Annotated in this window: 20 protein-coding genes; 9 read left to right on the top strand and 11 right to left on the bottom strand. The window is 72.3% G+C overall.

What is annotated here, in order from left to right:
* Positions 1-66 precede the first annotated feature (66 nt).
* The 3 genes from OG456_RS33270 to OG456_RS33280 all read right to left on the bottom strand — a co-directional run bounded on the left by OG456_RS33270 (position 67) and on the right by OG456_RS33280 (position 4,844).
* Complete coding sequence (locus OG456_RS33270) at positions 67-1,500, bottom strand: DUF1116 domain-containing protein (RefSeq protein WP_266567524.1); 1,434 nt, start codon at positions 1,498-1,500, stop codon at positions 67-69.
* Positions 1,497-3,095 carry an acyl-CoA synthetase FdrA gene (gene fdrA / locus OG456_RS33275; protein WP_266567526.1) on the bottom strand — a complete coding sequence of 533 codons (1,599 nt, stop codon included), beginning with the start codon at positions 3,093-3,095 and terminating at the stop codon, positions 1,497-1,499. The genes OG456_RS33270 and fdrA overlap by 4 nt, the downstream gene beginning before the upstream one ends.
* 132 nt (positions 3,096-3,227) lie before the next feature.
* Complete coding sequence (locus OG456_RS33280; RefSeq protein ID WP_266567528.1) at positions 3,228-4,844, bottom strand: PucR family transcriptional regulator; 1,617 nt, start codon at positions 4,842-4,844, stop codon at positions 3,228-3,230.
* Between the two features lie 171 nt (positions 4,845-5,015).
* Here OG456_RS33280 and OG456_RS33285 point away from each other — a divergent pair, with 171 nt between their 5' ends.
* The 4 genes from OG456_RS33285 to OG456_RS33300 all read left to right on the top strand — a co-directional run bounded on the left by OG456_RS33285 (position 5,016) and on the right by OG456_RS33300 (position 9,141).
* Positions 5,016-6,047 (top strand): carbamate kinase, encoded by a 1,032-nt coding sequence (locus tag OG456_RS33285; protein WP_266567530.1) that lies wholly within the window; start codon positions 5,016-5,018, stop codon positions 6,045-6,047.
* Positions 6,044-7,108, top strand: a complete 1,065-nt coding sequence (locus OG456_RS33290) for an acetamidase/formamidase family protein (protein WP_266567532.1) — start codon at positions 6,044-6,046, stop codon at positions 7,106-7,108. Before OG456_RS33285 ends, OG456_RS33290 begins: the two co-directional genes overlap by 4 nt.
* 107 nt (positions 7,109-7,215) lie before the next feature.
* The gene (locus tag OG456_RS33295) at positions 7,216-8,466 is read left to right on the top strand and encodes an amidohydrolase family protein (RefSeq protein WP_266567534.1); all 1,251 of its coding nucleotides are present in this window, start codon (positions 7,216-7,218) and stop codon (positions 8,464-8,466) included.
* A gap of 84 nt (positions 8,467-8,550) precedes the next feature.
* Positions 8,551-9,141 (top strand): DUF1097 domain-containing protein, encoded by a 591-nt coding sequence (locus tag OG456_RS33300; protein ID WP_266567536.1) that lies wholly within the window; start codon positions 8,551-8,553, stop codon positions 9,139-9,141.
* A gap of 9 nt (positions 9,142-9,150) precedes the next feature.
* Here the strand turns inward: OG456_RS33300 and OG456_RS33305 are convergent, their stop codons facing one another.
* The 3 genes from OG456_RS33305 to OG456_RS33315 are packed head-to-tail and all read right to left on the bottom strand — an operon-like array spanning position 9,151 to position 11,232.
* Positions 9,151-10,071 carry a phosphotriesterase gene (locus OG456_RS33305; protein ID WP_266567538.1) on the bottom strand — a complete coding sequence of 307 codons (921 nt, stop codon included), beginning with the start codon at positions 10,069-10,071 and terminating at the stop codon, positions 9,151-9,153.
* Complete coding sequence (locus OG456_RS33310; protein ID WP_266567540.1) at positions 10,068-10,652, bottom strand: DUF4865 family protein; 585 nt, start codon at positions 10,650-10,652, stop codon at positions 10,068-10,070. The genes OG456_RS33305 and OG456_RS33310 overlap by 4 nt, the downstream gene beginning before the upstream one ends.
* A 19-nt stretch (positions 10,653-10,671) precedes the next feature.
* Positions 10,672-11,232, bottom strand: coding sequence for a TetR/AcrR family transcriptional regulator (locus OG456_RS33315; protein WP_266567542.1), 561 nt, complete (start codon positions 11,230-11,232; stop codon positions 10,672-10,674).
* A 182-nt stretch (positions 11,233-11,414) separates the two neighbouring features.
* Here OG456_RS33315 and OG456_RS33320 point away from each other — a divergent pair, with 182 nt between their 5' ends.
* Genes OG456_RS33320 through OG456_RS33330 form a run of 3 tightly spaced genes read left to right on the top strand, consistent with a single transcriptional unit; the run spans position 11,415 to position 15,048 of the window.
* The gene (locus OG456_RS33320; RefSeq protein ID WP_266567544.1) at positions 11,415-11,696 is read left to right on the top strand and encodes an SHOCT domain-containing protein; all 282 of its coding nucleotides are present in this window, start codon (positions 11,415-11,417) and stop codon (positions 11,694-11,696) included.
* Entirely contained in the window at positions 11,693-12,481 is a 789-nt protein-coding gene (locus tag OG456_RS33325; RefSeq protein WP_266567546.1) for an ABC transporter ATP-binding protein, read from the top strand. The genes OG456_RS33320 and OG456_RS33325 overlap by 4 nt, the downstream gene beginning before the upstream one ends.
* 5 nt (positions 12,482-12,486) lie before the next feature.
* Entirely contained in the window at positions 12,487-15,048 is a 2,562-nt protein-coding gene (locus OG456_RS33330) for an ABC transporter permease (RefSeq protein ID WP_266569514.1), read from the top strand.
* Positions 15,049-15,083: 35 nt separating this feature from the next.
* Here OG456_RS33330 and OG456_RS33335 read toward each other — a convergent pair whose 3' ends face one another.
* Both OG456_RS33335 and OG456_RS33340 read right to left on the bottom strand, forming a co-directional pair.
* Positions 15,084-15,587 carry an ATP-binding protein gene (locus tag OG456_RS33335; RefSeq protein WP_266567549.1) on the bottom strand — a complete coding sequence of 168 codons (504 nt, stop codon included), beginning with the start codon at positions 15,585-15,587 and terminating at the stop codon, positions 15,084-15,086.
* Between the two features lie 212 nt (positions 15,588-15,799).
* Positions 15,800-16,144 carry a hypothetical protein gene (locus OG456_RS33340; RefSeq protein ID WP_116500449.1) on the bottom strand — a complete coding sequence of 115 codons (345 nt, stop codon included), beginning with the start codon at positions 16,142-16,144 and terminating at the stop codon, positions 15,800-15,802.
* Positions 16,145-16,450: 306 nt separating this feature from the next.
* Here OG456_RS33340 and OG456_RS33345 point away from each other — a divergent pair, with 306 nt between their 5' ends.
* Positions 16,451-17,608 (top strand): PLP-dependent cysteine synthase family protein, encoded by a 1,158-nt coding sequence (locus OG456_RS33345; protein ID WP_323136370.1) that lies wholly within the window; start codon positions 16,451-16,453, stop codon positions 17,606-17,608.
* A 15-nt stretch (positions 17,609-17,623) separates the two neighbouring features.
* Here OG456_RS33345 and OG456_RS33350 read toward each other — a convergent pair whose 3' ends face one another.
* Positions 17,624-18,121 carry an SRPBCC family protein gene (locus OG456_RS33350; RefSeq protein WP_266567552.1) on the bottom strand — a complete coding sequence of 166 codons (498 nt, stop codon included), beginning with the start codon at positions 18,119-18,121 and terminating at the stop codon, positions 17,624-17,626.
* 66 nt (positions 18,122-18,187) lie between these two features.
* Positions 18,188-19,015 (bottom strand): DeoR/GlpR family DNA-binding transcription regulator, encoded by an 828-nt coding sequence (locus tag OG456_RS33355; RefSeq protein ID WP_116500454.1) that lies wholly within the window; start codon positions 19,013-19,015, stop codon positions 18,188-18,190.
* 216 nt (positions 19,016-19,231) lie between these two features.
* Between OG456_RS33355 and OG456_RS33360 the strand changes: the two genes are divergently transcribed.
* Positions 19,232-21,571: a hypothetical protein gene (locus tag OG456_RS33360; protein ID WP_266567555.1), complete on the top strand. Its 2,340-nt coding sequence runs from the start codon at positions 19,232-19,234 to the stop codon at positions 21,569-21,571.
* On the opposite strand, the gene OG456_RS33365 is transcribed toward OG456_RS33360, so the two are convergent.
* The gene (locus OG456_RS33365; protein ID WP_266567557.1) at positions 21,541-23,949 is read right to left on the bottom strand and encodes a right-handed parallel beta-helix repeat-containing protein; all 2,409 of its coding nucleotides are present in this window, start codon (positions 23,947-23,949) and stop codon (positions 21,541-21,543) included. The two genes, OG456_RS33360 and OG456_RS33365, sit on opposite strands and share 31 nt — an antisense overlap.
* Positions 23,950-23,976 lie beyond the last annotated feature (27 nt).

Below are 23,976 nucleotides of genomic sequence, written 5' to 3' on the forward strand. Positions count from 1 at the left end.
CGGGGTGTACGTGCTCAGGGCGGGCCGCCCCAGCCCGTACGGCACCCCCGCCGACCGCCGTGCCCGTCACTCCCCGGGCTCCGGGGGCACGTCGAAGGCGCTCAGCGCGTCCGTGAAGCAGCGCATCGGGGCGTGGGTGAGGCCGGCGCCGATCTGGCCGATGCCCGGTTCGCGGTGGGCGATGCCCGTGGTGATGACCGGTTCGAGGCCCGTGTCGACAACCTTGCGGATGTCCAGGCCGACGGGGCTGCCGACGAAGTCGAGGCCGGGGAGGCGGTAGTCGCGGTGCCGGCCGACGGTGAGCGTGGCCATCTCCTGGCTGACGCGGCGGGCCCCTTCGGGTGTGCCGCCCACGAAGCCGACGATCGCCGGGGCGGCGGCCAGCGCGAATCCGCCCAGGCCGTGCATCTCGGTGATGGCGCTGTCACCGATGTCCGGGTTGGCGTCGGCGGGCCCGTATCCGGCGAAGTAGAGGCCGTCCACGGGGGCGGCGGGCGCCGTGAACCAGGAGTCGCCGAGGCCGCTGACGCGGATGCCGACGTCGACACCGTTGCGCGCGAAGGCGGTCACGACCGTGGAGTGCGGCACGCCGTGCCCGGCCAGCAGCGCCAACTTGCTCGCGGCCATCGAGAAGTTGAGGAACCAGTAGTTGTTGTCGCGCAGGAAGTCCAGCGCCTCGATCCCGCCGAGCTCCGCGTGCCGGGCGAGCGCGGCGGAGAGCTCGCGCGTGAGCAGGGCGCTCGCGGCGGTGTTGCGGCTGTGGCACTCGTCGCCCATCTGCAGGGCCTGCGCGGTGACCGACCGCAGGTTCACCGGCTCGGCCAGCGAGCCGATCGCCGCGCGCAGCGCGGGGCCGAGGCGCTCTCCCATCCAGCGCAGCCGCATCATCACGTCGTCGCCGAGGGCGCCGTAGCGCAGGCAGCGGCCCTGCCCCTCGTTGAGGTTGGAGTAGGCCCGCAGCCCCGTGGCCTCGTCCTCCACGACGAGCAGGGGCATGGACGCGGAGATGACGCCCGCCATCGGGCCGACCGTGTCGTGGTGATGGCAGGGGGCGAAGCGGATGGCTCCCGCGCCGGCGAGTGCTTCCGCGTCCGATGCCGTCGCCGCCCAGCCCTCCAGGAGTGCGGCGCCGACGACGGCGGCCCGCATCGGGCCGCACATGCGCTGCCACTCGATCGGCGGTCCGGCGTGCAACAGGAGCCTCTCCTGGGCCAGTTCGGGGATGAGCTCCCCGGCCGGGCGGACGTCGGTCCACAGCGGCACGACGCCGAGTATCCGCTCGAGGGCTTCGGCGTTGGCCGCCTCGACGGCCGGGTGCGCGACCAGGCGGGCGAGTCCGGCGCCGAGTTCCGGATCACCGTAGGCCGGGGGGCGCCAGTCGACCGCCGTCACCGTCGCGCCCGCGGCCCGCGGGGGCCCGGCGAACGCGTCGACACCGACGTTCACGACGCGCGGTACGCCGGTCAGGAGGCCCTGCGCGGGCGCGGCCTGTGCGGTCATGCGGTCTCTCCGATCCGGGAGGCAGAGGCAGAGGCAGAGGCAGAGGCAGCGGTAGAGGTAGCGGCGGAGCCGGGGGCGAGCATCAAGTCGACACCGGCGCAAAGGAGTTCGGCGCACACCCGCGCGGCGGTCGTGCTGCTGTCGACGACGTACGCACCCGCGTCACGCAGAATCCGCTGCTGTGCGGTGAGCCCCTGCGGGTCGTCGTCGGTGCCCACGACGAACGCGATCACCGGCGGGGTGTCGACAGGAGCCTCGGACAGGGCCTCGGCGAGAGCCGCCGCCGGATCCGGCGCTGCGCCGTGTCCGATGACCACGTCCAGGACGACCGCGGCGCTCCGCGGGTCCGCGAGGGCCGTCCGCAGGTACTCGGTGCGGACCGTGGGGTCGATCATCGGGTGGGGGCGCCCGGCGGTGAACTCGTCGTCGCCCAGGTCGAGTACGAGATGCCGGTCCGGCAGGCGCGGGGCGGCGCCCGGCACGGGCGGAGGAGCGGTGCGGGCGATGTCACCGAGCGCCGGGCCGAGGAGCAGGGCCGCCTCATGGGCGAACGTGCCGCCCGCGTACAGGGCCCGCAGCAGGCGGCGCGGCGGAGCGGGGGCGGGCAGCTTGGGCAGCTCTTCGCCAGGCGGCAGTGTTCCGCCGACGGCAAGGGAGGCCGCGGCCCGCGCTGCCTCCAGGAGGGTGGGCGCGAGCGTCACTCCGGCCGGGGCGGGGACAGTCCCGTCCATGCCGAGGAAACAGGCCACCACCGGTTTCCCCGACGCGCCCGCGTGCCGCAGCAGTTGCTCGGCCACGTGTGGTGCGGGCGGTTTGGACACGAGGACGATGATCTCCGTGACGGGGTCCGCGGCCAGGGCGTCGAGCCCGGCCCGCATCGTCGGCCCGCCCACTTCCGCGCTCACGTCGCGGCTGCCCGTTCCGATCACGTGGCTGACCCCCGAGCCCATGGAGTGCAGCAGACTCGACACCTGTTGCAGTCCCGTACCGGAGGCCCCGACCAGGCCGACGCAGCCCGCCCGCACCTCGTTGGCGAAGCCGAGGGGGATGCCGCCGATGACGGCGGTACCGCAGTCCGGGCCCATGACGAGCAGCCCGCGGCGGGCGGCCTCGCGCTTCAGGAGCACCTCCTGCTCGATCGGCACGTGATCGCTGAAGACGAAGGCGTGCATGCCCAGGCGCAGCGCCTTGAGGGCCTCGGCGGCCGCGTACGGTCCGGGGGTGGAGATCAGCGCGAGACTCGCGCCGGCGGGGGCGCCGACGAGCGAGCGCACCGGGGGCCCGGCGTCCGCACCGGCCTTCGGTCCTGCGCCCGGTCCCTCCCCGGGACCGGACAGGGCATCGACCACCAGGGCGAGGGCGGTGTCCACGGCGTCGGGTTCGCCGCGGACGGCGACGAGCAGGTCGTTGGGTCCGGCGTCGTGGCCCGGGGTGGTCAGCAGCCCCGACCGCGCGAGGACGTCGCGGTTGGCGGGTGTGCCCATCACGAGGCTGATGGTTTCGACGCCCGGCGGTTCGGCCAGGCGGGCGGCGGCCCTCATGAGGGCGACGGAGTCGGCGTAAAGATCCTTGTGCACGGCGTTTCGCAGCACCATGGGTCCGACTCTAGGCAGCGGCCCGCCCCTCGCAGCATGGCTCGAAGTGCCAGAACCGGCCGGGGAATTACCGGCAACGGGTGACAGTGACCTGCCCCTCGAGGATCAGTGCCAGCCGCAGAGACGGCTTGCTCAGCGCCGGTCGCGCGCGGAGAGCAACCGGTAGGCGTGGACGGCCAGTTCGGTCTGGAGCCGGGTCGTCGGCCGGCGTTCGAGACCGCCGGTGAGGCGGTCGATCTGGCGCAGTCGATAGCGCAGGGTGTTGTAGTGGACGTGCAGCCGCGCGGCGGTGGCCACGCCGTTGCGGTCCTGGAGGAGATAGACGCCGAGGGTCTCGACGAGGCTGCCCTCGTGCTCGGCGTCATGGGCGAGCAGCGGGCCGAGCGCGTCGTCGACGAGGGCCGTCAGCTCCGCCGCGGGCAGCTGACCGAGGAGCCGGTACACCCCCAGGTCCGCATAGCCGCGGACGAAGTCGGGGCCGTGCAGTTCGCGGCCGAGCGTCAGGGTCTGCGCCGCTTCCTCGTAGCTGTGGTGGTAGTCGGTGAAGTCGTCCCGGACGGTTCCGGCGGCGACCGCCACGTCCCAGTCGGGGTGTGCGGCAGTGACAGCCGCGTGCAGGGCCTGACATCGGCCGTTGAGGGACGGCCCCGGTTCCGCCAGCAGGACGAGTCCGCTCTGACTGCCCCAGATGATCGCGCAGGGCCCGGCCGCCGACCGCACGAGGGGCAACAGCCGTTCCTCCAGACTGAGTTCGGTGTCGGTGGGGCCGCCGGTGCCCGTGGAGGCGACCTCGACGAGGACGACGGCGCGGGGCAGACGCAGGTTCCAGCCCATGGCCGCCGCACGGCGCGCGGTCTCGGCGCGGTCGCGCGGAGGCCGTGAGACCAGTTCCATCAGGAGCAGCGTGCGGTAGCGCTGCTGGCGGCTGGCCAGGGCGCGTTCCTGGGCGGCGATGGTCGCCGCGACGGTCGTGGCGTGCTCCAGCGCCATCCGCTGATGAGTGTCCAGCTCATGAGGGGAAGGCATGGCGGCCCCGGTCCCGTGGTCCGCGGCCGCCGCGTCGTCCCGCCACAGGGCCACGGCACCGCTCGCGCCCGTGCCTGTCTCGATGGCACGTTCGGCGGCGGGCGGACGGTCGGGAGGCGGGGAGCCCGCGGAGGCCAGGATCCACCCGTGCTCGTCGAGCACAGCGGCCGCGCAACCGGACAGTTCGAGCAGTACGTTCATGAGCTCCTGGTAGGAGCCTCCGTCGAGGGCCACCGCCGTGAGCCGTTCATGGATGGCGCGCGAACGCTCCAACTCCAGGGCCTGACGGTTCAGTACGGTGCCCAGCACCTCGGACAGGATGTCGTTGAACATGACAGCGCCCGGCAACTCGACGACCGGGAAGCCGAGTTCGTCAGCCACGGCCAGCATCACCGGCGGCAACGCGGGCAGATAGGGACCCACTTTCACAGCCAGGGCGGCGAGGCCGCGCTCGGCGAGTACAGGGACCAGGTCGCTCAGCGCCTCCGCGTCGTCACGGACGGCGTAGGCGGTGGTCAGCAGCAGCTCACCGCCGCGCATCCAGCGCACGATGTCGGGGACTTCCATGATGTTGACGACGCGGATACGGCGGCCGCGGCCGCTCGTCCCGGCGACGAGTCGCGCGCCGCTGAGGCAGGGCAGGGCCAGCGCCTCGCTCACGGTCAGCCCGGGAGAGAGGCCGTAGGGGACGGTCGGGGCGGTACCGATACCGATGCCTGTCATGCACAGTCACTATGCGACAGCCGCGAGTAACCTGTAATACCCCGCGCGTAACTTCCATGTTTCCCACCGCGGTTGGGGACGCCCCTTGTCAGCGGGTGTCAACGGCGGACCGTTCATCCTGGCGTCCGGTGCCCATGACCGGCTCGGCCCGCCTCTCTTACGGTGACCCGCATGACTCCCCGAGCCGTGCCGAGGACAGCGGTGGTCGCCATCGGCGGCAACGCGCTGCTGCGCGGTGGCACCCACGCCACCGTCGCCGAACAGGTCGAGGCCGCGCGCCGGCTGGCGTCCCCCGTAGTGGCGATGGCCGACAAGGGGTGGCGGGTCGTGGTCACCCACGGCAACGGCCCCCAGGTCGGATTCATCAAGCGCCGCGCGGACCTCGCGGCAGCCGTGGCCCCCGAACTGCCCGCCCTCGGCCTCGACATGTGCGTGGCCGACTCGCAGGGTGGCCTCGGATACATCCTGGCGACCGCGATCGCGGGCCGCCTCAGGTCGCTCGGGCGCGCCGACGACCGGGTCGCCGCCCTGATCACCCACACCGTGGTGGACGTGCACGACGAGGCGTTCAGCCACCCGACCAAACCCATCGGAGCCTTCTATCCGGAAGGCGGCGCAAGGGAGTTGGCGGACCTTCACGGCTGGATCGTGGCGGAGGAGGGCGAGCGGGGATGGCGGCGTGTGGTCCCGTCGCCCCGGCCGCGCCGGGTCCTTGAGGCGGAGTCCGTACGGGCACTGTCCTCGGCAGGATTCACGGTGATCGCGGCCGGTGGCGGCGGCATCCCTCTCGTGGAAGGCGGCGACGGTGGCTATCAGGGCGTCGAAGCCGTCATCGACAAGGATCTGACCTCGGCGCATCTCGCGGCGGAACTCGGCGCGGACCTGCTGGTCATCACCACCGCAGTCGAACGCGTAGCCGTCGACTACGGCCGGCCCACGCAGCGCTTCCTGGACCGGCTGACCTGCGGCGAGGCCGAACGGCTCCTGGCCCAGGGGCAGTTCCCGCCGGGCAGCATGGGCCCCAAGATCGGCGCGGCCCTCGACTTCCTGCGCGGCGCGCCCGGCCGCCAGGTGCTCATCACCTCACCGCAGCAGCTGGGTGCCGCCCTCGACGGACACGGTGGAACCTGGCTCGACAGCGAACCGGCGCGGACCACCGAAGAACTCCTCAACGGCACCGTCACGGCAGGGAGGCCGCAGTGATTCTCGAAGCGGGACAGGGCCCGATCGACGGCACGCACTATCTGCGGGCCACACCGGATACCGTCGGCTGGGGGCGGCTGCCCTGCCGCACCACAGCGCCGGCGCTCACGATCGACTCCGGCGACAGCGTCACCTTCGACACCGTCTCGCACGAGGGCATCCTGGAGGACCAGGGGCGCGACCCGACGGCCTTCTTCGGGCGGTACGGCATCGCCGCGACCGAAGTGCTCTCCGACGCCCGCCTGCTGGCGAAGTCCCCGCCGCCACGGGACCCGGACGGGGACGGCCCTCATGTCGTCAGTGCACCCGTCCACATCAGGGGCGCCGAGCCGGGCGACCTCCTCAAGGCCGAAGTGCTGTCCCTGCACCGGCGCGCCGACTACGGCGTCATCTCCAGCAGGCACGGCCGTGGCGCCCTCCCGGACGAATTCGCTTGCACGGCACCGGAGTTCACCTTCTGCGACGTGGAGCGTGCGGACGGCCGGGACGTCGGCGTGATCCGCTATGCCGAGGGCCGGGCGGCCCGGTTCCCGCTGCGGCCCTTCATGGGCATCATGGGCGTGGCCACCGACACGGACGGATCGCAGCACTCGGTGCCGCCGGGACGGCACGGCGGCAACCTGGACATCAAGGAACTCGAGACGCGCTCCGCGCTGTATCTGCCCGTACAGACGGCCGGAGCGGGCTTCTACACCGGAGATCCGCACTACGCCCAGGGCAATGGCGAGGTCGCCCTCACCGCCCTGGAGGCGCCGCTGCGCGCCACGTTCCGGCTCACCCTCCTCAAGGGCGCACGGGCCCGCGCGGCGGCCGCGACCCTCACGCACCCCTTCGGCGAGACCGACCGGCACTGGATCCCCGTGGGGCTGCACGAGGACCTCGACGAGGCGATGCGGGAAGCGGTCCGCGCCGCCGTCCGCTTCCTCACGGACCGCTTCGGCATGGCCGGGCCGGCCGCGTACGCGTATCTGAGCGCGGCGGCGGACTTCGAGATCTCGCAGGTCGTCGACCAGGTCCAGGGAGTGCACTGCCTCATCCGCAAGGCGGACTTCCCTGACTGATCCAGCCTGACGCAGTTCGATCCCGTCCGATCGCGGCCGGCCCCGTTTGCCACGTACGCCAGTCACCCCCGCATCCGCCCCCGCCCATCCACCCACCGGGAGCCCGTATGCCTCAACTGATACTGCGTCAAGCACGCGTCGAAGACGCCCGGTCGCCCTGTGACGTGGTGATCGACGGCGGCCGGGTGCGAGCCGTCGGGGACGCCTCGGGCCAGGACGCCGACGAGGTGATCGACTGCGCGGGCCGGGTCGTCCTGCCCGGCTTCGTCGAACCGCATCTGCATCTCGACAAGGCCCTCCTGAACGGCGTACGAAGCAACCCCGACGGAACCCTCGCCGGAGCGATCGCGGTGACCGGCGAACTGAAGAGCGCGTTCACGCACGAGGACGTACTGGCTCGTGCGCGGCGCGTCCTCGAGGCGGCGGTCCTCAACGGCACGACACTGATCCGCGCCCATCCCGACGTCGACCCGATAGCGGGGCTGCTCGGCGTCGAGGTCCTGCTCCAGCTCCGCGAGGAATACGCGGACATGGTGGACCTCCAGATCGTGGCGTTCCCGCAGGAGGGCATCCTGCGGTCACCCGGCACCGAGAAGCTGCTGATCGCGGCGCTGGCAGCGGGCGCCGACGTGGTGGGCGGCTGCGCCTACAACGAGGCCACGCTGGACGACTGCCGCCGCCACGTCGAGCTCGTGCTCGACCTCGCCGCACAGCACGGAGTGCCGGCCGATCTGCACGCGGACTTCGCGGACGACGCGTCCGACCCCCGGTACGCGCTCGCTGAGTTCATCGCAGGCCAGACCGCGCGCCGGGGCCTGGGCGGTCGGGTGGCGCTCGGTCATATGACCTCACTCGGCGGCCGGGAGCCCGCGGACCGGGCGCGGGCGATGGCCGCACTCGCCGACGCGGGCGTCGCCGTCGTGCCGCTCCCGGCGACCGACCTGCACCTCGGCGGGCGACGGGACACCCGGGCGGTCCGGCGGGGAGTCGCCCCGGTCCGCGAACTGTGGGACCACGGCGTGCTCGCCGCCTGCTCCTCCAACAACATCCGCAACGCCTTCACCCCGTTCGGACGCGCGGACCCCCTGGACACGGCGCTCCTGCTGGCGCAGACCGGTCATCTGTCCGGGCCCACCGACCTCCACCGGGTGCTGCGCATGGTCACGCACGACGCGGCCCGGGTCGTGGGCGTCGCCGACGACTACGGCGTACGGCCGGGCGCCCGCGCCGACCTGGTCGTGCTCGACACGCAGGTCTACGACGACATCGTCCTGGACCGGCCCGAACGCGCCCATGTCATCAAGGCGGGGAAGGTGGTGGCCCGCACGGTCCGGACCAGCGAACTCCTCGTCGACTGAGCCTCCCCTCGCACCCCCAACAGCCCCCCACGCGCCCCCGCACGGCACCGCGCTCTGCCATCCGACTCCAGCGGAGGAATCCCCATGCGCGAACGCCTCTCTCACGAAATCGTTGCCTCCGTACTCGCCGGTCTGACGGCGTTCATCGGAGGGACCGCGCTCCATCTCCCGCCCTGGGCGATCTTCATCTCGTGGGCGGCCGTCTTCGCGCTCGGCGGGCCGAGCTGGGCGAACGCACGCAGGCTGTGGTGCACGATGCCCGCCGGTTCCGCCTTCGCCCTGATCATCGTGCTGATCGACCAGCACGTGGGCACGGCGTTCGGCGACAGCCAGTTCGCCCGGAACGCGGTGCTGGCCCTGGTGATCATGGTCGTCAACACCGCCCTGATGTACACGGGCCGCATCAAGGCGTTCTCGCTGATTCCCGGCATGTTCCTCGGCTTCGCCAGCTACTTCGCCACGTTCTTCGGCGGCTTCGGCTACAAGCCGGGCAACATCTGGGCGGCGTGGGTCTGCGTGGTCGCGATGAACGCGCTCGGTCCGGTCTTCGCCTATCTGTCCAACCGGCTCATGTACCCGGTCCTCTCGCCGGTGCCGACGTCGGTCGTGGCGTCCGCGGGCCCTGTGCACCACGACGGCCGCACACCGCCGGCCGGAGGCGCACAGGCCGAGTGAGGCCGTCCGTCACCTCCCGGGCAGCCGCTCCACCGCGAACGCCCTGCCCGGGTTGTCGACGAGGATCCGGTCCACCAGCGCTTTGCCCAGGGCCAGTTCGAGGCGAGGGCGGACGCGGCGCAGCAGATACGGCATCCCGGGCCCGCCGCTCACCGAGCGCGCTCCGGCGGTCGTCGTGTCACCGCCGAGCAGGAGCCGGTCGCCGTACCCCGCGTCGGCGAGCGCCGCCATCGCGTCCGGCATCCGCCAGTCCGTCGCGTGGTTGGCGCGCGACGGCCCGTCGAAGGCGAGGTACGCGCCGGACTCGGCGGCCTGCCGGTGCACGGCGAAGTCGGGGGAGCGGTTGAGATGCCCGAGCACGAGCCGCTCCGGCGCCACCCCCAACTCCCCGCACAGCAGGTCGAGTACGTCGAGTACGCCCGTCCCCAGTTCGTGGTGGACGGCGATCGGTGCGCCCGTCGCGTGATGGGCCTCGGCGGCGGCCCGCATCGTCCACACCGCGTGGTCGTCGAGGGTGTGGAAGCCGCTGGCGACCTTGATGAGCCCGGCCCGCGCACCGCTGTCGCCGATCCCCTCCGTGAGTTCCCGCACGAACACGTCGGCGAGAACGGGGCGCAGCCGGGCGAGCAACTCCGGTGCGTAGTGGGCGGCCTGGTGGAGTCCTGTCGCGGCCACGATGCGTACGCCCGTCGCGGTCGACAGTTCGGGCAGCAGCTCGGCCCGGCGTCCGAGCCCGTGCGGTGTCCACTGGACGACCGCGCCGCCGCCCGCATCTTGGTAGGCGCGCAGTTCCGCCTCGGCGGCGGCAGTGTCGTCGAGTTCCTGGCCGGGCAGCAGGGGGCTGCGGAAGAAGAGGTGGTCGTGCGCGTCGCACACGCCGAGTTCCTGCGGCGCCACGTCCCCGAGCACGGTCCGAACGGTCGCGGTCACCACTGCCTCCCCCGGGGGAGCCGATCGCGCTCGGGGGCGCTCAGGTGCAGGACCTCGTAGAGGTCGCCCGGTGTGTCGGGTGAGGCGTGGTCCCAGAGGGAGAAGGTGAGCAGCTCCCAGTGGCGCGGGTCGACTGCGACGGCCGCGCACACCGCTCCGTCCTGACCGGCGATGCGGGCCGCGTCGCGCACGGCGGCGTCCGTCAGTTCGGCGAGCGGAGCCTGCCCGGTGAGCCGTGTCCGGTGGCGTACCGCGCTCCTCGGGGTGGCCTGCGAGGCCGGGCCCTCCTCGTACGCGAGTCCGGCCCAGTGCTGCACCTCGGGCCGCCCGAAGTCGTCCACGATCCCCTGGAATCCGGGCCCCCACAGGAACGAGTTCATGCCCTGAGGGGTGTTCCACAGGTAGCACGGCGCGTACTGGTTCACGGGCGACCCGGCGACACCGCGCTCCCGCATCAGATAGGCCTTGAGGCCGAGTCCGGCGAAGGCGTCGAGGAGATGCCCCCTGCTCTCCACCCGCTTGCGGATGACGCCCATGTCGTAGTCGGCGGGCAGCGTGATCTCGTACTGCATCGCGTGCACGGTCGTGTCTCTCCTCGGCTCAGGCGGCGGGTGCGAGCAGCGAAAGCAGTCCGCGCACCCCCGCGTCGAAGGCGGCGGGCGAGCCCGACGCGCGGGCGAGGACATAGCCGCCCTGGACCGTCGCGACGATCGTCGCCGCGATCTCCTCGGCGTCCAGCGAGGGCGCGAACTCGCCCTGTTCCTTGCCCTCTTCGGCGATCCCCGCGAGCTGCTCGCGCAGCCAGTCGATCGTCTCGTCGACCGGGGCGCGCAGCGCGTCGCTCGCGATCACGTCCGGGTCCATCGTGAGCCGGCCGATCGGGCAGCCCCGCAGCACATCGCGCTCGCGCCGCAGATACGCCTCGATGCGGGCGTACGCGGAACCGCCGCCGCCGAACGACTTCGCGGCGGTGGCCCGCATCTCCTGCGCCGTGCGCTCGATCGCGGCGAGCGCGAGGTCCTGCTTCCCGCCGAAGTGGTGGTACATGCTGCCCTGCCCCGCGTCGGCGCGCTGCTGGATCGCCTTGGGGCTCGTGCCCACGTAACCCCGCTCCCACAGGAGCTCACGAGTGGACTCGATCAACCGGTCCGAAGTGCTCATGAAGGCACTGTACATACTAGTAGGTACAGAAGTCGATGGCGGGGAGAGTAGGCGGAAGCGGGCCCCGTACTCCCGTGGGGGTACGCGCGCTGCCGCTGGCTGTACGACGACTTCGACCCCCCTTCGGAGCGAGTCTCAAGTCATCGAGAAACGTGAGCACATGTTCCGAGGAGATGAGTCTCATGCAGACCCTGGCCGACTGGGACGGCGGGCCCGGCCCGTGGATCCTGTTCTTCCCCCTGATCTGGGCGGCCGTCGTCATCGGCGTCGTCACGCTGCTGCGCCGCACCGTGTGGCGCGGACGCCGCCGTGGCGGCCCCTGGCGACCCGCCGCCGACGAGAACTCGCCCCTCACCGTGCTCGGCCGGCGCTTCGCCGCGGGCGAGATCGACGAGGACGAGTACTGGCGCCGGAGCTCCGTCCTGAACGAGGAGTTCGGCCGTTCCAAGGGCGGTGCGGCATGACCACCGCCACGCTCACCCGGACCGCGGCCCGCGTCGTCGACGCCATGAAGGTCTACGGCAGTGGCGACACCGCGGTCCGGGCCCTGGACGGCGTGAGCGTCGGCTTCGGGGCCGGGAGGTTCACCGCGATCATGGGTCCTTCCGGCTCCGGCAAGTCCACGCTGATGCACTGCGCGGCGGGCCTCGACACCCTCAGCGCCGGCTCCGCCTTCATCGGCGACACCGACCTGAGCGACCTCGACGACCGCCGCCTGACCCTGCTGCGCCGCGACCGGATCGGCTTCGTGTTCCAGGCCTTCAACCTGGTGCCGACGCTGACGGTCGCGGAGAACATCACCCTGCCGATGGACCTCGCGGGCGCGAAGGACGACGCCGCTTCCAAGGAGTGGATCGACGCCCTGGTCGACATCGTCGGCCTGCGCGACCGGCTGCACCACCGGCCGTCCGAACTCTCCGGCGGACAGCAGCAGCGCGTCGCCGTGGCCCGGGCCTTCGCGGGCCGCCCCGACGTCGTCTTCGCCGACGAGCCCACCGGCAACCTCGACTCGCGCTCCGGTGAGGAGGTGCTCGGGCTCCTCGGCCGCGCCGTACGGCAGATGGACCGCACGGTCGTCATGGTCACCCATGACCCGGTGGCCGCCGCCCACGCCGACGAGGTCGTCTTCCTCGCCGACGGCCGCCTCGTCGACCGGATGCAGGCCCCGACCCCGGACAAAGTCCTCGACCGCATGAAGGCCTTCGACGCGGCCGGTGGCGCACGGCATGCGGGGCAGGCGCCGTCATGAGCTCCCTGAGCACCTCCGCGCGCCTGAGCCTGTCGTCGCTGCGCGCCCACAAGCGGCGCTTCGCCGGCACCTTCCTGGCCGTCCTGCTCGGCGTCGCGTTCCTCGCCGGCACGCTCGTCATGGGGGACACCCTGCGCGCCAGCTTCGACACCATGTTCGGCAACGCGTCGAGCGGCACGGACGCCGTCGTCCGCAGCACGAACGTGATCACGACCCCCGGCGAGAGCCAGGGCACCCGGCAGCCCGTCGCCGCGTCGCTCGCGAAGACACTGGCGGACATCCCGGGCGTCGCCGCCGCCGTGCCCGGCATCCAGGGCGCGGGCCAGCTCGTCGGCGACAACGGCAAGGCGATCGGCGGCCAGGGCCCGCCCACCCTCGCGGGCAACTGGATCAACGACCCCGAACTCAACCCCTATCGCCTGGCCGAAGGACGCACCCCTTCGAAGACCGGCGAGGTCGTCGTCAACCGGGGAGCCGCCAAGAAGGGCGACCTCAAGATCGGCGACACCACGACCCTGCGCACCCCCGACCCCGTCGAGGTGACGATCGTCGGCCTCGCGACCTTCGGCGGCGAGGACGGCATGGCGCAGGTGACGTACACCGGCATGACGCAGGCCGACGCGGAGAAGTACCTCACGCCGAGGCCCGGCGAGGCCGCGTCCATCCAGGTGCGGGCCGGCCCCGGCACCAGCCAGCGGGAACTCGTCGACGAGCTGACTCCCGTACTGCCCAAGGGAGTCGAGGCCATCACCGGCGAGGCGTCGGCGCAGGAGAACACCGACATGATCTCCGGCCAGTTCCTGACCCTCTTCACCACCTTCCTCCTCGTGTTCTCCGGCATCGCCCTGCTCGTGGCGACCTTCTCGATCCACAACACGTTCGCGATCGTCGTCGCCCAGCGCACCCGTGAGAACGCGCTCCTGCGCGCGCTCGGCGCCTCCCGCCGTCAGGTCACCGCCACGACGCTCGTCGAGGCGAGCGCCGTCGCCGTTCTCGCGTCGGCCGCCGGTCTCGCCGGCGGCATCGGCATCGCGGCCGGGCTCCAGGCGCTGTTCCCCGCGATCGGCTTCCCGTTCCCCGACGGCGCCCTCGTGATCAGCGGCCTGTCCATGCTGCTCCCGCTCGGCGTAGGCATCCTCGTCTGTCTCGGCTCCGCGCTCCTGCCCGCCGTACGGGCCGGACGCACCGCACCCCTCGCGGCCCTGCGCGAGACGGCCGTCGACCAGTCCGGTGGCTCGCGCCGCCGCGCCGTCATCGGCACGGCGCTCGGCGTCGCAGCGGTCGCCGTCACCCTGGTCGGAGTCCTCGCCTCGCCGTCCATCTGGCTCGCGGGCCTCGGCAGCGTGCTGATCCTCATCGCGTTCGTGGTGCTCGGTCCGGTCGCCTCGTCGCACGCCGTACGTGTCCTCGGCAGCCCCCTCGACAAGCTGCGCGGCGTCACGGGCGGCCTCGCCCGGCGCAACGCCCTGCGCAGCCCCAGGCGCACCGCGGCCACCGCGAGCGCCCTGATGATCGGTGTCGCCGTCGTCTCCCTGTTCACCGTCTTCGGCGCCTCGCTGAAGGCGACCATGGACCAGACGGTGTCCCGCTCCTTCGCCGGTGACATCGCCGTGTCCGCCCCGTCGTTCGGCGCGGGCGGCAGCGGCCTCAGCCCGAAGCTCGCCCCGGCCATCGCCGGACAGCCGCAGGTCGCGACCGCCGTCGGCCTGGGCAAGGGCGTCGCGGACGTCGACGGCGAGGGCCGCGCCCTCACCGTCACCGACCCGGCCGCGCTCGCCAGGTCCTTCGACCTGGGCACCGTCCGCGGCTCGCTCGACGACCTCGGCACGGACGGCATCGCCGTCACCCGCAAGGAGGCCGACAAGCAGCACCTCCAACCGGGCAGCACCGCCCGCCTGGCCTTCACCGACGGCAAGCAGCAGAACTTCACCGTCCGCGCGGTCTACGGCCGGTCGGAGCTCGCCGGGGACTACGTCATCACGCGCCAGGCCTGGGCCCCGCACCGCGCCCAGGACTCCGACACCCTGATCGCCGTCACCTTCAAGGACGGCGTGAGCACGGACGACGGCAAGGCCGCCGTCTCCAAGGTCGCTGCGGCGTACGGGCATCCCGAGGTGCAGACCCGCGACGAGTACGCGCAGTCGTCCGCCGGCGGCATCGACATGATGCTGACCCTGGTCTACGCGCTGCTGGCCCTCGCGGTGCTGATCGCTCTGCTCGGCATCGCCAACACCCTCACCCTGGCCGTCCACGAACGCACGCGCGAACTGGGGCTGTTGAGGGCCGTCGGCCAGACCCGCGCCCAGCTGCGGGCCATGGTGCGGTGGGAGTCCGTCCTGGTCGCCGCGTTCGGTACCGCGGGTGGCCTGGTGCTCGGCGGATTCCTCGGCTGGGTCCTGGTCGAGGCGTCGGACGGCGCGAGCGACAGCGCGTTCGCGTTCGCCCTGCCCCCGCTCCAGCTCGTCGTCGTGGCCTTGGTGGGCCTCGCCGCCGGAGCGCTCGCGGGCCTGCGCCCGGCCCGCCGCGCCGCACGCCTCGACGTGCTGCGCGCCATCGCCACCGAGTGACGTGGCCCGTGCCGTAAGAGGTGGTCACCGCCCGGTCAGCCGACAACGGCCGACCGGGCGGGAGCATGTCGGGCCACGCGGCGGTCCACCGGGGAGTCCAGCTCGGGGAAGGCGTCCCCCACCCGGTACTCGGGCAGCGGCGCCGACGGCGCGGGGAGCGTGAACCACACGACCTTGCCGTGCTCGCCCTGCGGCCGCGCGCCCCAGCTCTCGCTGACCGCGGCGACCAGGGCGAGGCCCCGGCCGCAGGTCGCGAGCGGGTCGGCCTCGCACGGTTGCGGCAGGTGCGGGTCGTGGTCGTGCACCGACACCGTGAGGCGGTCGAGCAGCAGCTCGATCTCGACGGTGCACATCTTGTCGGGACCCGCGTGCCGGTGGACGTTGGTCAGCAACTCGGTCACGCCGAGCATCGCCTCGTCTATCAGCGGGTCCAGATGCCAGTAGCGCAACTGCGCCGATACGATTCTGCGGACCTGGCGGATCCGCGACGGCAGGGCTTGGAGCTCCACCGTGCAATGCCTGCTTGGGTGGGTGATCACGGCTGCGACTCCCCGAATTGAAGGTCCGGAAGAAGGCGGAGTACCGATCCAGCAGTGGGCCGCGTAGACAGCCGAGACCCGCCTGCTGCGTGTCCGGCGGGCTGGTTCGCAGCGTTATCGCCGGTAAACCCTGAGTAGTGATGTGTGACCAGAGTGACTCAGGGGGTGCGAGCCTGCAACTCGCGCACGCCGTCCCCCAAGTACGCGGCCGGCTACGTCAGCCGGCCGCGCGCCCTACGCACCGCCTCGAGGAACCGACGCGTCGTGGGCGGCCCGCTCTCGCCGACGAGACGGGGCACCGCGTCGCCGGGTTCATGATCGGCGCCGAGTTTCAGCAGGTAGCGCCTACCGCCGACATCGGCGAGGGCCCGGTCGCCGGGCGCGAACCAGGCCTTGCCTGCGCGGACTTCCTGGAGTGGCGCGCTGTCGATCTCGCTGCCGTAGCTGGTGAGCAGTTCCAGGCGGCCGCCCTTGATGCGGACCTCGCCCGCCCTGGTGAGCGAGCGAAGGAGTCGCCCTATGCGCACACCCGTCGCCGTGAACTCCGGCTCCGCCATGTCGTCCGCCCCCTTGGTGTGAGCTCTCACCGGCCCCGCGGTGCAGTCTGCCCGCACGAGGGCATCCGCACCAGTGCGTGAGGCAGTGCGCCCGGCAGGGGAAGGGCCGACTCACGCCTTTGTTCCTCCGCACGCCTGTTCCTGTCCTGGGGCAGGCGTTCCTTTGAGTTGCTCAAAGGGGTGTTTATGCAGGTGAGAAGCGTGTGGAAGGTGTTTATGATCGGGGCGTCCGACCGGTCGTAAAGGCGACGGCCGGGTGTGGACGGCGTCGGACCGACGCTCGGAACGACGCCAAGGAGCCATGCGGTGAGCACCCCCCAGCAGGACCAGTCAGCCGGGACCCCCCAAGGGCCGGACCCCGTGGCCACGCTGGACGTTGACCACACGGACGCCGCGTACCGAAGCTGGCTCAAAGACGCCGTACGAAAGGTGCAGGCCGACGCCAACCGGTCGGCCGACACCCACCTCCTGCGTTTCCCGCTCCCCGAGGAGTGGGGCATCGACCTCTATCTGAAGGACGAGTCGACGCACATCACGGGAAGCCTCAAGCACCGGCTCGCCCGCTCGCTGTTCCTCTACGGCCTGTGCAACGGATGGATCCGGCCCGGCCGCCCCGTCATCGAGGCGTCCAGCGGCTCGACCGCCGTCTCCGAGGCCTACTTCGCGAAGCTCATCGGGGTGCCCTTCATCGCCGTGATGCCGCGCACCACCAGCCCCGAGAAGATCCGCCTGATCGAATTCCACGGCGGCCGGTGCCACTTCGTCGACGACTCGCGCACGATGTACGAGGAGTCGGCGGCGCTCGCGGTCGACACGGGCGGGCACTACATGGACCAGTTCACGTACGCGGAGCGGGCCACGGACTGGCGCGGCAACAACAACATCGCGGAGTCGATCTACCGGCAGCTGGAGCTGGAGCGCTACCCGGAGCCCACCTGGATCGTCGCCACCGCCGGCACCGGAGGCACCTCCGCGACCATCGCCCGATACGTCCACTACATGCAGCACGACACCCGCATCTGCGTCGCGGACCCGGAGAACTCCTGTTTCTTCGAGGGCTGGACGACCGGGGACCCGGACGTCACCTGCGACTGCGGCTCCCGCATCGAGGGCATCGGCAGGCCCCGCATGGAGCCGAGCTTCGTGCCCGGCGCGATCGACCGCATGATGAAGGTGCCGGACGCGGCGAGCGTCGCCGCCGTGCGCGCCCTGGAGGGGGCCATCGGCCGCAAGGCGGGCGGCTCGACCGGTACGGGCCTGTGGAGCGCGCTGAAGATCGTCGCCGAGATGGTGGCCGAGGGCAGGACCGGCAGCGTCGTCACGCTGCTGTGCGACCCGGGGGACCGTTACCTCGACAAGTACTACTCCGACCAGTGGCTGGCCCACCAGGGCCTGGACATCGCGCCGTACACGCGGGCCATCGAGACGCTGCTCGCGACGGGAGTCTGGCCGAGCGCCGACTGAGGACCCGGGCTGCTGTCAACTCGCCCTGGAATCCCGGGAGTTCGCCGCGATCCTGCGGTCGAGCGCGGCCACCGCGTCACGGAACGCGCGGCCGAGTCCGGCCCGGCCGAGGCGCAGGCCCACCCGGAACGCGGCGACCCCGTCCGCGGCGAACGTCCACTGCACCCGCGTCCCGCCGATGCCCGACGGCGTGAGCCGCCACTCCTCGACCAGGGCGCGTATCCCCGGCGCGTTGGTCTCGTCCACCCGGTACGCGTACACCGCGTCGGGGTCGGCCGCAAGGATGGTCTCCCGCATGCGCGTACCGCCCCTGAGCCGTACCTCGCGCCCCGCCCCGTCGTCCGTCGGGCGGGCGAGCGTCACGGCGGAGAACCACTCGGGCCAGCCTGCCACGTCTTCGGAGAGCGCCCTGAACACCGCCTGCGGAGGCGCGGACACCTCTCGGGCGAAGACCAGGCGCAGCGGCGCGGACTCGGTGAACTCAAGCCCTACGGGCTTCAGTCGGCGTGCCATGGACGTTCAGCCCCCAAGCGGAATCGGGCGGTTGGCCGGGCAGGGGTCACCATAGCTGGCGAACCGTCAGATGTCTGTACCTGTTCCGGGCTCGCCCGCGATGACGAGCCGCAGCTCCTCGGAGATCTCCGCGCGCGCGTCCGCGGGCAGCCCCGCGTCGGTGACGAGCGTGTCCACCTGGTCGAGCGAGGCGAACGAACTCAGGCCCACCGTGCCCCACTTGGTGTGGTCGGCGACCACGACGACCCGGCGTGCGGACTGCACGAGGCGCCGGTTCGTCTCCGCCTCCGCCAGGTTCGGCGTCGACAGGCCGGCTTCCAGCGATATGCCGTGCACGCCGAGGAACAGCACGTCGAAGTGGAGCGCCGCGATGGCCTGGTCCGCGACGGGCCCCACGAGCGAGTCCGAGGGGGTCCGCACGCCGCCCGTGAGGACGACGGTCGCCGCGCCCTGCCGCTGTCCCGACGAGCGCTGGGCGCCGTGGAACACGTCCGCCACCCGTACCGAGTTGGTCACCACGGTCAGGTCCGGCACTTCGAGGAGGTGGTGGGCCAGCGCGTACGTCGTGGTGCCGCCGGACAGCGCGATGGCCGTGCCCGGCACCGCCAGGGCGGCGGCGGTCCGCGCGATGTCCTCCTTGGCGCTGAGCTCCAGACCCGACTTCGCCTCGAAGCCCGGCTCGTGCGTGCTCGCCTCGACCACGGGGACCGCGCCGCCGTGCACCTTCTCCAGGACACCCTGCCGGGCGAGCGCGTCGAGATCACGGCGGACCGTCATGTCGGAGACGCCCAGCTTACGAGTGAGCTCGTTGACCCTGACGCCCCCACGGCGCCTGACCTCGTCGAGGATCAGGGCCCGGCGCTGCTCCGCGAGCAGGTTCTGATTCTCGCTCACGTCCTGTCGGATCCCTTCGCCTCGGCACAGCCGTCCATGGTCGCCACATCCTCGCACGCGCCGCCGACAGCCGTGCCACTGCCCGCTCGCGCCCGCCGTATGACGCGCGGTCGCACGGATGGAGGAGATTCGGTGATGAGGGATGCGTAGCGCGGTCGTGAGCGGGGATTCTGATTCCGGCACCACACGCGCACGTCAATCGGGGGATGCTGAACGGTGGAGCGGGACACGGCGGACGAGACCGCCCTCGAACTTCTGGTCCACGGCGTAGGGGGCACCACCCCCGAGGCGATGCTGGGCGACCCGCGCACGGTCCGGGTCTCCGGCGATGACACGGCCGCGGTGTACCGCCGCGCCGACGACGCCGACGCGGAGGAACGCCCCGACGACTACCGGGGCAAGCCCGTCCCGGAGGCGTACGTCTGGTGCAACCTCACGTCCGGCAACGGCTCGCGCGCCTTATGGCTGTTGCTCCTGCCGTTCATGGTGGTCAACCTCGCCCACTGGATGCGTCCCAACGCCCACCGCCGCACGCGGACCGTGCGCGCCTACGGCCTTCTGGTGCGCCTCGTGGGGCTCAGCCTCACCGTCCTCCTGGTCGCCGCCGCCTGCGAGGTGGCGCTCGATCTGGTGGCCTGGCAGTGCGCCGGCACGCACGCGTGCGGCGAGGGACGTTCCTGGCTGGGCTTCCTGTCGGTCGACGCGCACGGACACGGCGGCTGGTGGAGCCAGCCCGGCCGCCGCCTCGCCCTCACCGCGGCCGTCCCGGCCGCCCTCGTCGGCCTCCTCTGGTACCTCTCCCACCGCACCTGGGGCGCGTACGAGTCCCAGCAGCCGCTGCCCCACCAGCCCGACCCGGAGGAGGAGGCCCCGACCAACGCGCTGGGCCGGCCGGGGTTCTGGTACGGCCGCCGTCTTGTCGCCCGGCTGCGCGCCGCGCACACCGCCGCGGGCCTGCTCACGGTGGCGGCCGCCGTCGGAACCTCGGCCGCCCGCTTCGACCGCGGGAGCGGCGGCCCCGCGCTCCTCGACGTGCTCGGCCGGATCCTCGACGGCGCGCTCGTCGTGGGCACCGGCATCGTCGTCTGGGTGGTGTGCCGCAGGGGCCGCAGCGAGAACACCGTCGACCGCACCCTCGACCGGACCGTCGTCCGCCTCCTGCCCGCATCCGCCCTGGCCCTCCTGCTGCTCACGTTCCTGTACGCGGGCTGGTCACGCCCCGAGTGGCGGTCGCACGGGCGCCTGCCCGGAGACGCGACGTTCGGCGGGATCGTCCTCGTCCAGGGCGCGGTGGTCGTGGCACTCGCCGTGGTCGCCCGCGCCATCCACCGCCGCGCCCGCGACTCCCGTGCGGCCCTGCGCGGCCTCGGCGGACCCGCGACCGCGATGCTCGCCTGCGCCCTGGGCGGTGTGATGTCCGGGGGAGTCTCCCAGCGCGTCGCCGACTGGCTGGACGGCTCCGGCACGCCGGGAGCCGACGGCACCATCGAAGGACCACCCGTCCTGCTGTCCTGGCAGGCCTCCGTGATCCCGCCCCTGCTGATCGTCGTCGCCGTGGTGTGCGCCGTACTTGCCCAGCGCACCATCCGGCTCAAGCGCCGTGAGACGGCCACTGTCGCGACCGACTACCCGGGGGAGCCCGAGGACGCCGCCCGCACCAGCGCCATCGCGGGCACGCGCGCGCGTGCCGCCCTCACCGACCAGGCGCCCATGATCATCGGCGCGGTCTCGACGGTGACGCTCCTCCTCGGCGCGGGAGCGCTCATCGGCGCGTGGGCGACCCATCAGGTCCCGGGCCAGGCCGCACAGGGCACGTACGACATCGTGGAAGGCGCCGCGCAGACCGCGCAGGCGATGGGCTCCTGGCTCATCGGACTCGGCTTCATACTCTTCGTCACCTGGGGAAGGCGCGCCTACCGCGACGCGTCGGCCCGCCGAACGATCGGCATCCTGTGGGACGTCGGCACGTTCTGGCCGCGCGCCGCGCACCCCTTCGCGCCGCCCTGTTACGCCGAGCGCGCCGTGCCCGACCTGACCTGGCGCATGGCCACCTGGACCCGCGCCACGGGCGGCCGCCTCGTCCTGTCGGGACACTCCCAGGGCAGCGTCCTCGCCGCCGCGGCCGCATGGCAGCTGCATCCCACCGTCCGCCGACGCGTCGCCCTGCTCACCTACGGCTCGCCTCTGGAGCGGCTCTACGGGCGCTGGTTCCCGGCCCACTTCGGTCCCGCCGCGCTCGGCGCCCTGCATCGCCAGGTCGACTGCTGGCGCAACCTGCACCGCACCACCGACCCGATCGGCGGACCCGTCCGGCTGCCCGGCGAGGACGGCCCCCAGGTCGACCACCCGGCTCTGAAGGACCCGCTCGCCTACGGCCGTACCGAGCAACACCCGCTGCCCGCACCGATCCTGGGCCACTCCGACTACCAGGCCGACCCCGTCTTCGCCGAGGAACGGGCCCGCCTCCTCGCCAGGCTGCGCCCCGAGGTCCCTGGGCCACGCCCGGACGGCGAGCCCGCAGCGCCTCAGGGCAGCTCGGGCAAGTCGTCCTCGTAGAGCAGGGTCAGGTCGTCCGTGCTCGGTTCGGCGAGCTGGGCGACCCGGCCCGCGTGGCGCTCCACCATCGACTCGAAGGTCTGCCGCGCCGTGCGGCCGTTGCCGAACGCGGGCCCCTTCGGGAGCGCGGTGAAGTGCTTCAGAAGTGCTTCGGACGCGCCTTCGCCGAGCCGGTACTCGTGCTCGTCGGCCTGCTGCTCCACGATCCGCAGCAGCTCCTCGGGCAGGTAGTCGGAGAACGTGATGGTCCGTGAGAAACGGGACGCCACACCGGGGTTGACCGAGAGGAAACGCTCCATCTCGGAGGTGTAGCCCGCGACGATCACCACGACGGAGTCGCGCTGGTCCTCCATCAGCTTCACCAGCGTGTCGATCGCCTCACGCCCGAAGTCGCGGCCGGAGTCCTCGGGTGACAGGGCGTACGCCTCGTCGATGAACAGCACGCCCCCGGTGGCCCGTTGAAAGGCCTCTTGCGTGCGGATGGCGGTCGAGCCGATGTGCTCGCCGACCAGGTCGACCCGGGACACCTCGACGAGATGGCCCTTCTCCAGGACGCCCAGCGAGGCGAGGATCTCCCCGTACAGGCGTGCCACGGTCGTCTTGCCGGTGCCGGGGGAGCCCGTGAACACCAAGTGGCGCCTGACGGAAGCCGCCTTGAGACCCGCCTGCTGCCGGCGACGGCCGACCTCGATCATGTCCGTGAGGGCACGCACCTCGCGCTTGACGCTCTCCAGGCCCACCAGGGTGTCGAGTTCACCGAGGACATCCGTCGACGTACGGGTCGTGGCCGGTGTCTGGGTGTCGGGCGCCACGGCACGCTGGTCGGGCAGCGCGCTGAGCAGCCCCACGGTCTGCGTGGCCTTCTGGACGCCCGGCGCCGGAGCGGCGGCCTGCCCGGCGGAGCGCACCCCGCCGCTCTCGTCGCTGGTGCAGTCCTCGACCACGGGGCCGTCCTCGGCGAATTCGTAACCCCCGCGCGAACACCGTTCCGTACGGCACTTCTTGAGGGTCGTACGGCAGCCGTCGATGATGTGGAAGCCGTAGCCCTCACTGCCCGTGACACGGCAGCCGTGGAAGCTGCCCCGGCCCCCGGCCGACACATAGAAGCCGGCCTCGGCAGGGGAGGTGACCGTGCAGCGTTCGATCGTCGGGTCGGCGCCCTTGGTGACGATCACGCCGGTCTGCACGGCGTCCACCGTGCAGTTGGCGAGGGTGCCGCCGCTCCCGTGATCACGGAACCAGGCACCCGTCGCGGCCTCCCGGATCCGGCAGTCGTCCAGCTGGGCCGTGGCGCCGTCGCTCACCGACACGGCCGTGTTGCGGACTTGGGAGAGATCGCTGTCGACGACGTCCACGCGAGAGCCCCGGTCCAGGACGAACAGCGCGTCCGGCACGTCGTGCACCCGGCACGCGTCGAGCACGACGGTCGCGCCGTCGCTCACCCACACCGCCGGGTAGTCGCCCGTGCTGTCGTGGATCTCGCACTGGTTGGCGTCCACGCGCGTGCCCGGGTCCCACACGGACAGGCCGTTGCGCCCGAACCGGCGGACCGTCGAGCGCGTCAGCGTCAGGACCGACCGGGAGCGCAGATCGATCGCGTTCTCCGGGACGTCGTGGATACGGCAGTCGGCGAGGGTGAGCACCGCGTCCGTGTCGAGCGTGACGCCGTCCGCCGTGGTGCGGTGCACATCGCAGTCCGTGAGGTGCGCGGTGGCGCGCCCCGTGATCTGCACGCCGGTGCCCTTGACCTCGTACACCTCGCAGCCGACGGCCTCCAGGCCGCTGTGCTCGCCGGTGACGGACAGTCCGGAACCCGACGCGTGATGCACCCGGCAGCGCTCCAGCCGAGGGTGCGCGCCACCGCGTACGGCCACTCCGGCCTGGCCCGCCGAGACGACCTCGCACTCCTCGAAGACACCGCCCCCGCCGTCGAGTACGGCGATGCCGATCCCTCCGGGGTTGTCGACGGTGCAGCGGCGCACGGTGGGCCGCGCGCCGCCCCGCACCTCTATGCCGGCGGCGGAGCGCGTGACGATGCGCAGATCGCAGAGCTCGGGAGCGCCTTCCTCCACCAGGAGTGCGGGGGCCGCCGAGTCCTGCCCCTCGACATGCAGATCGAGGACGGTCGCGGACGCGCGCACCGTGAGCGGCACCCCGTCGACCGGCGCGATCCGCACGGACCCGGGCGAGCCCTCCGGACCACGCAGCGTCACCGCGCGCTCCACGACGAGGTTCTCTCTGTACGTGCCCGACGCCACGGTCAGCACGTCGCCGTCACCCGCGGCCTCCAGGGCCGCGGCGAGCGATGCGTACTCCCCAGTGCGGCGCCGCCACCGCGACGTGCCGGTGTGCGTCACCTGGACCGTGCCCTGTGCCATGGCTTTGCCGTGCCCCCACCTCGTCGT

It is taken from the genome of Streptomyces sp. NBC_01446 (assembly GCF_026340095.1).
Classification (GTDB): Bacteria; Actinomycetota; Actinomycetes; order Streptomycetales; family Streptomycetaceae; genus Streptomyces; species Streptomyces aureus.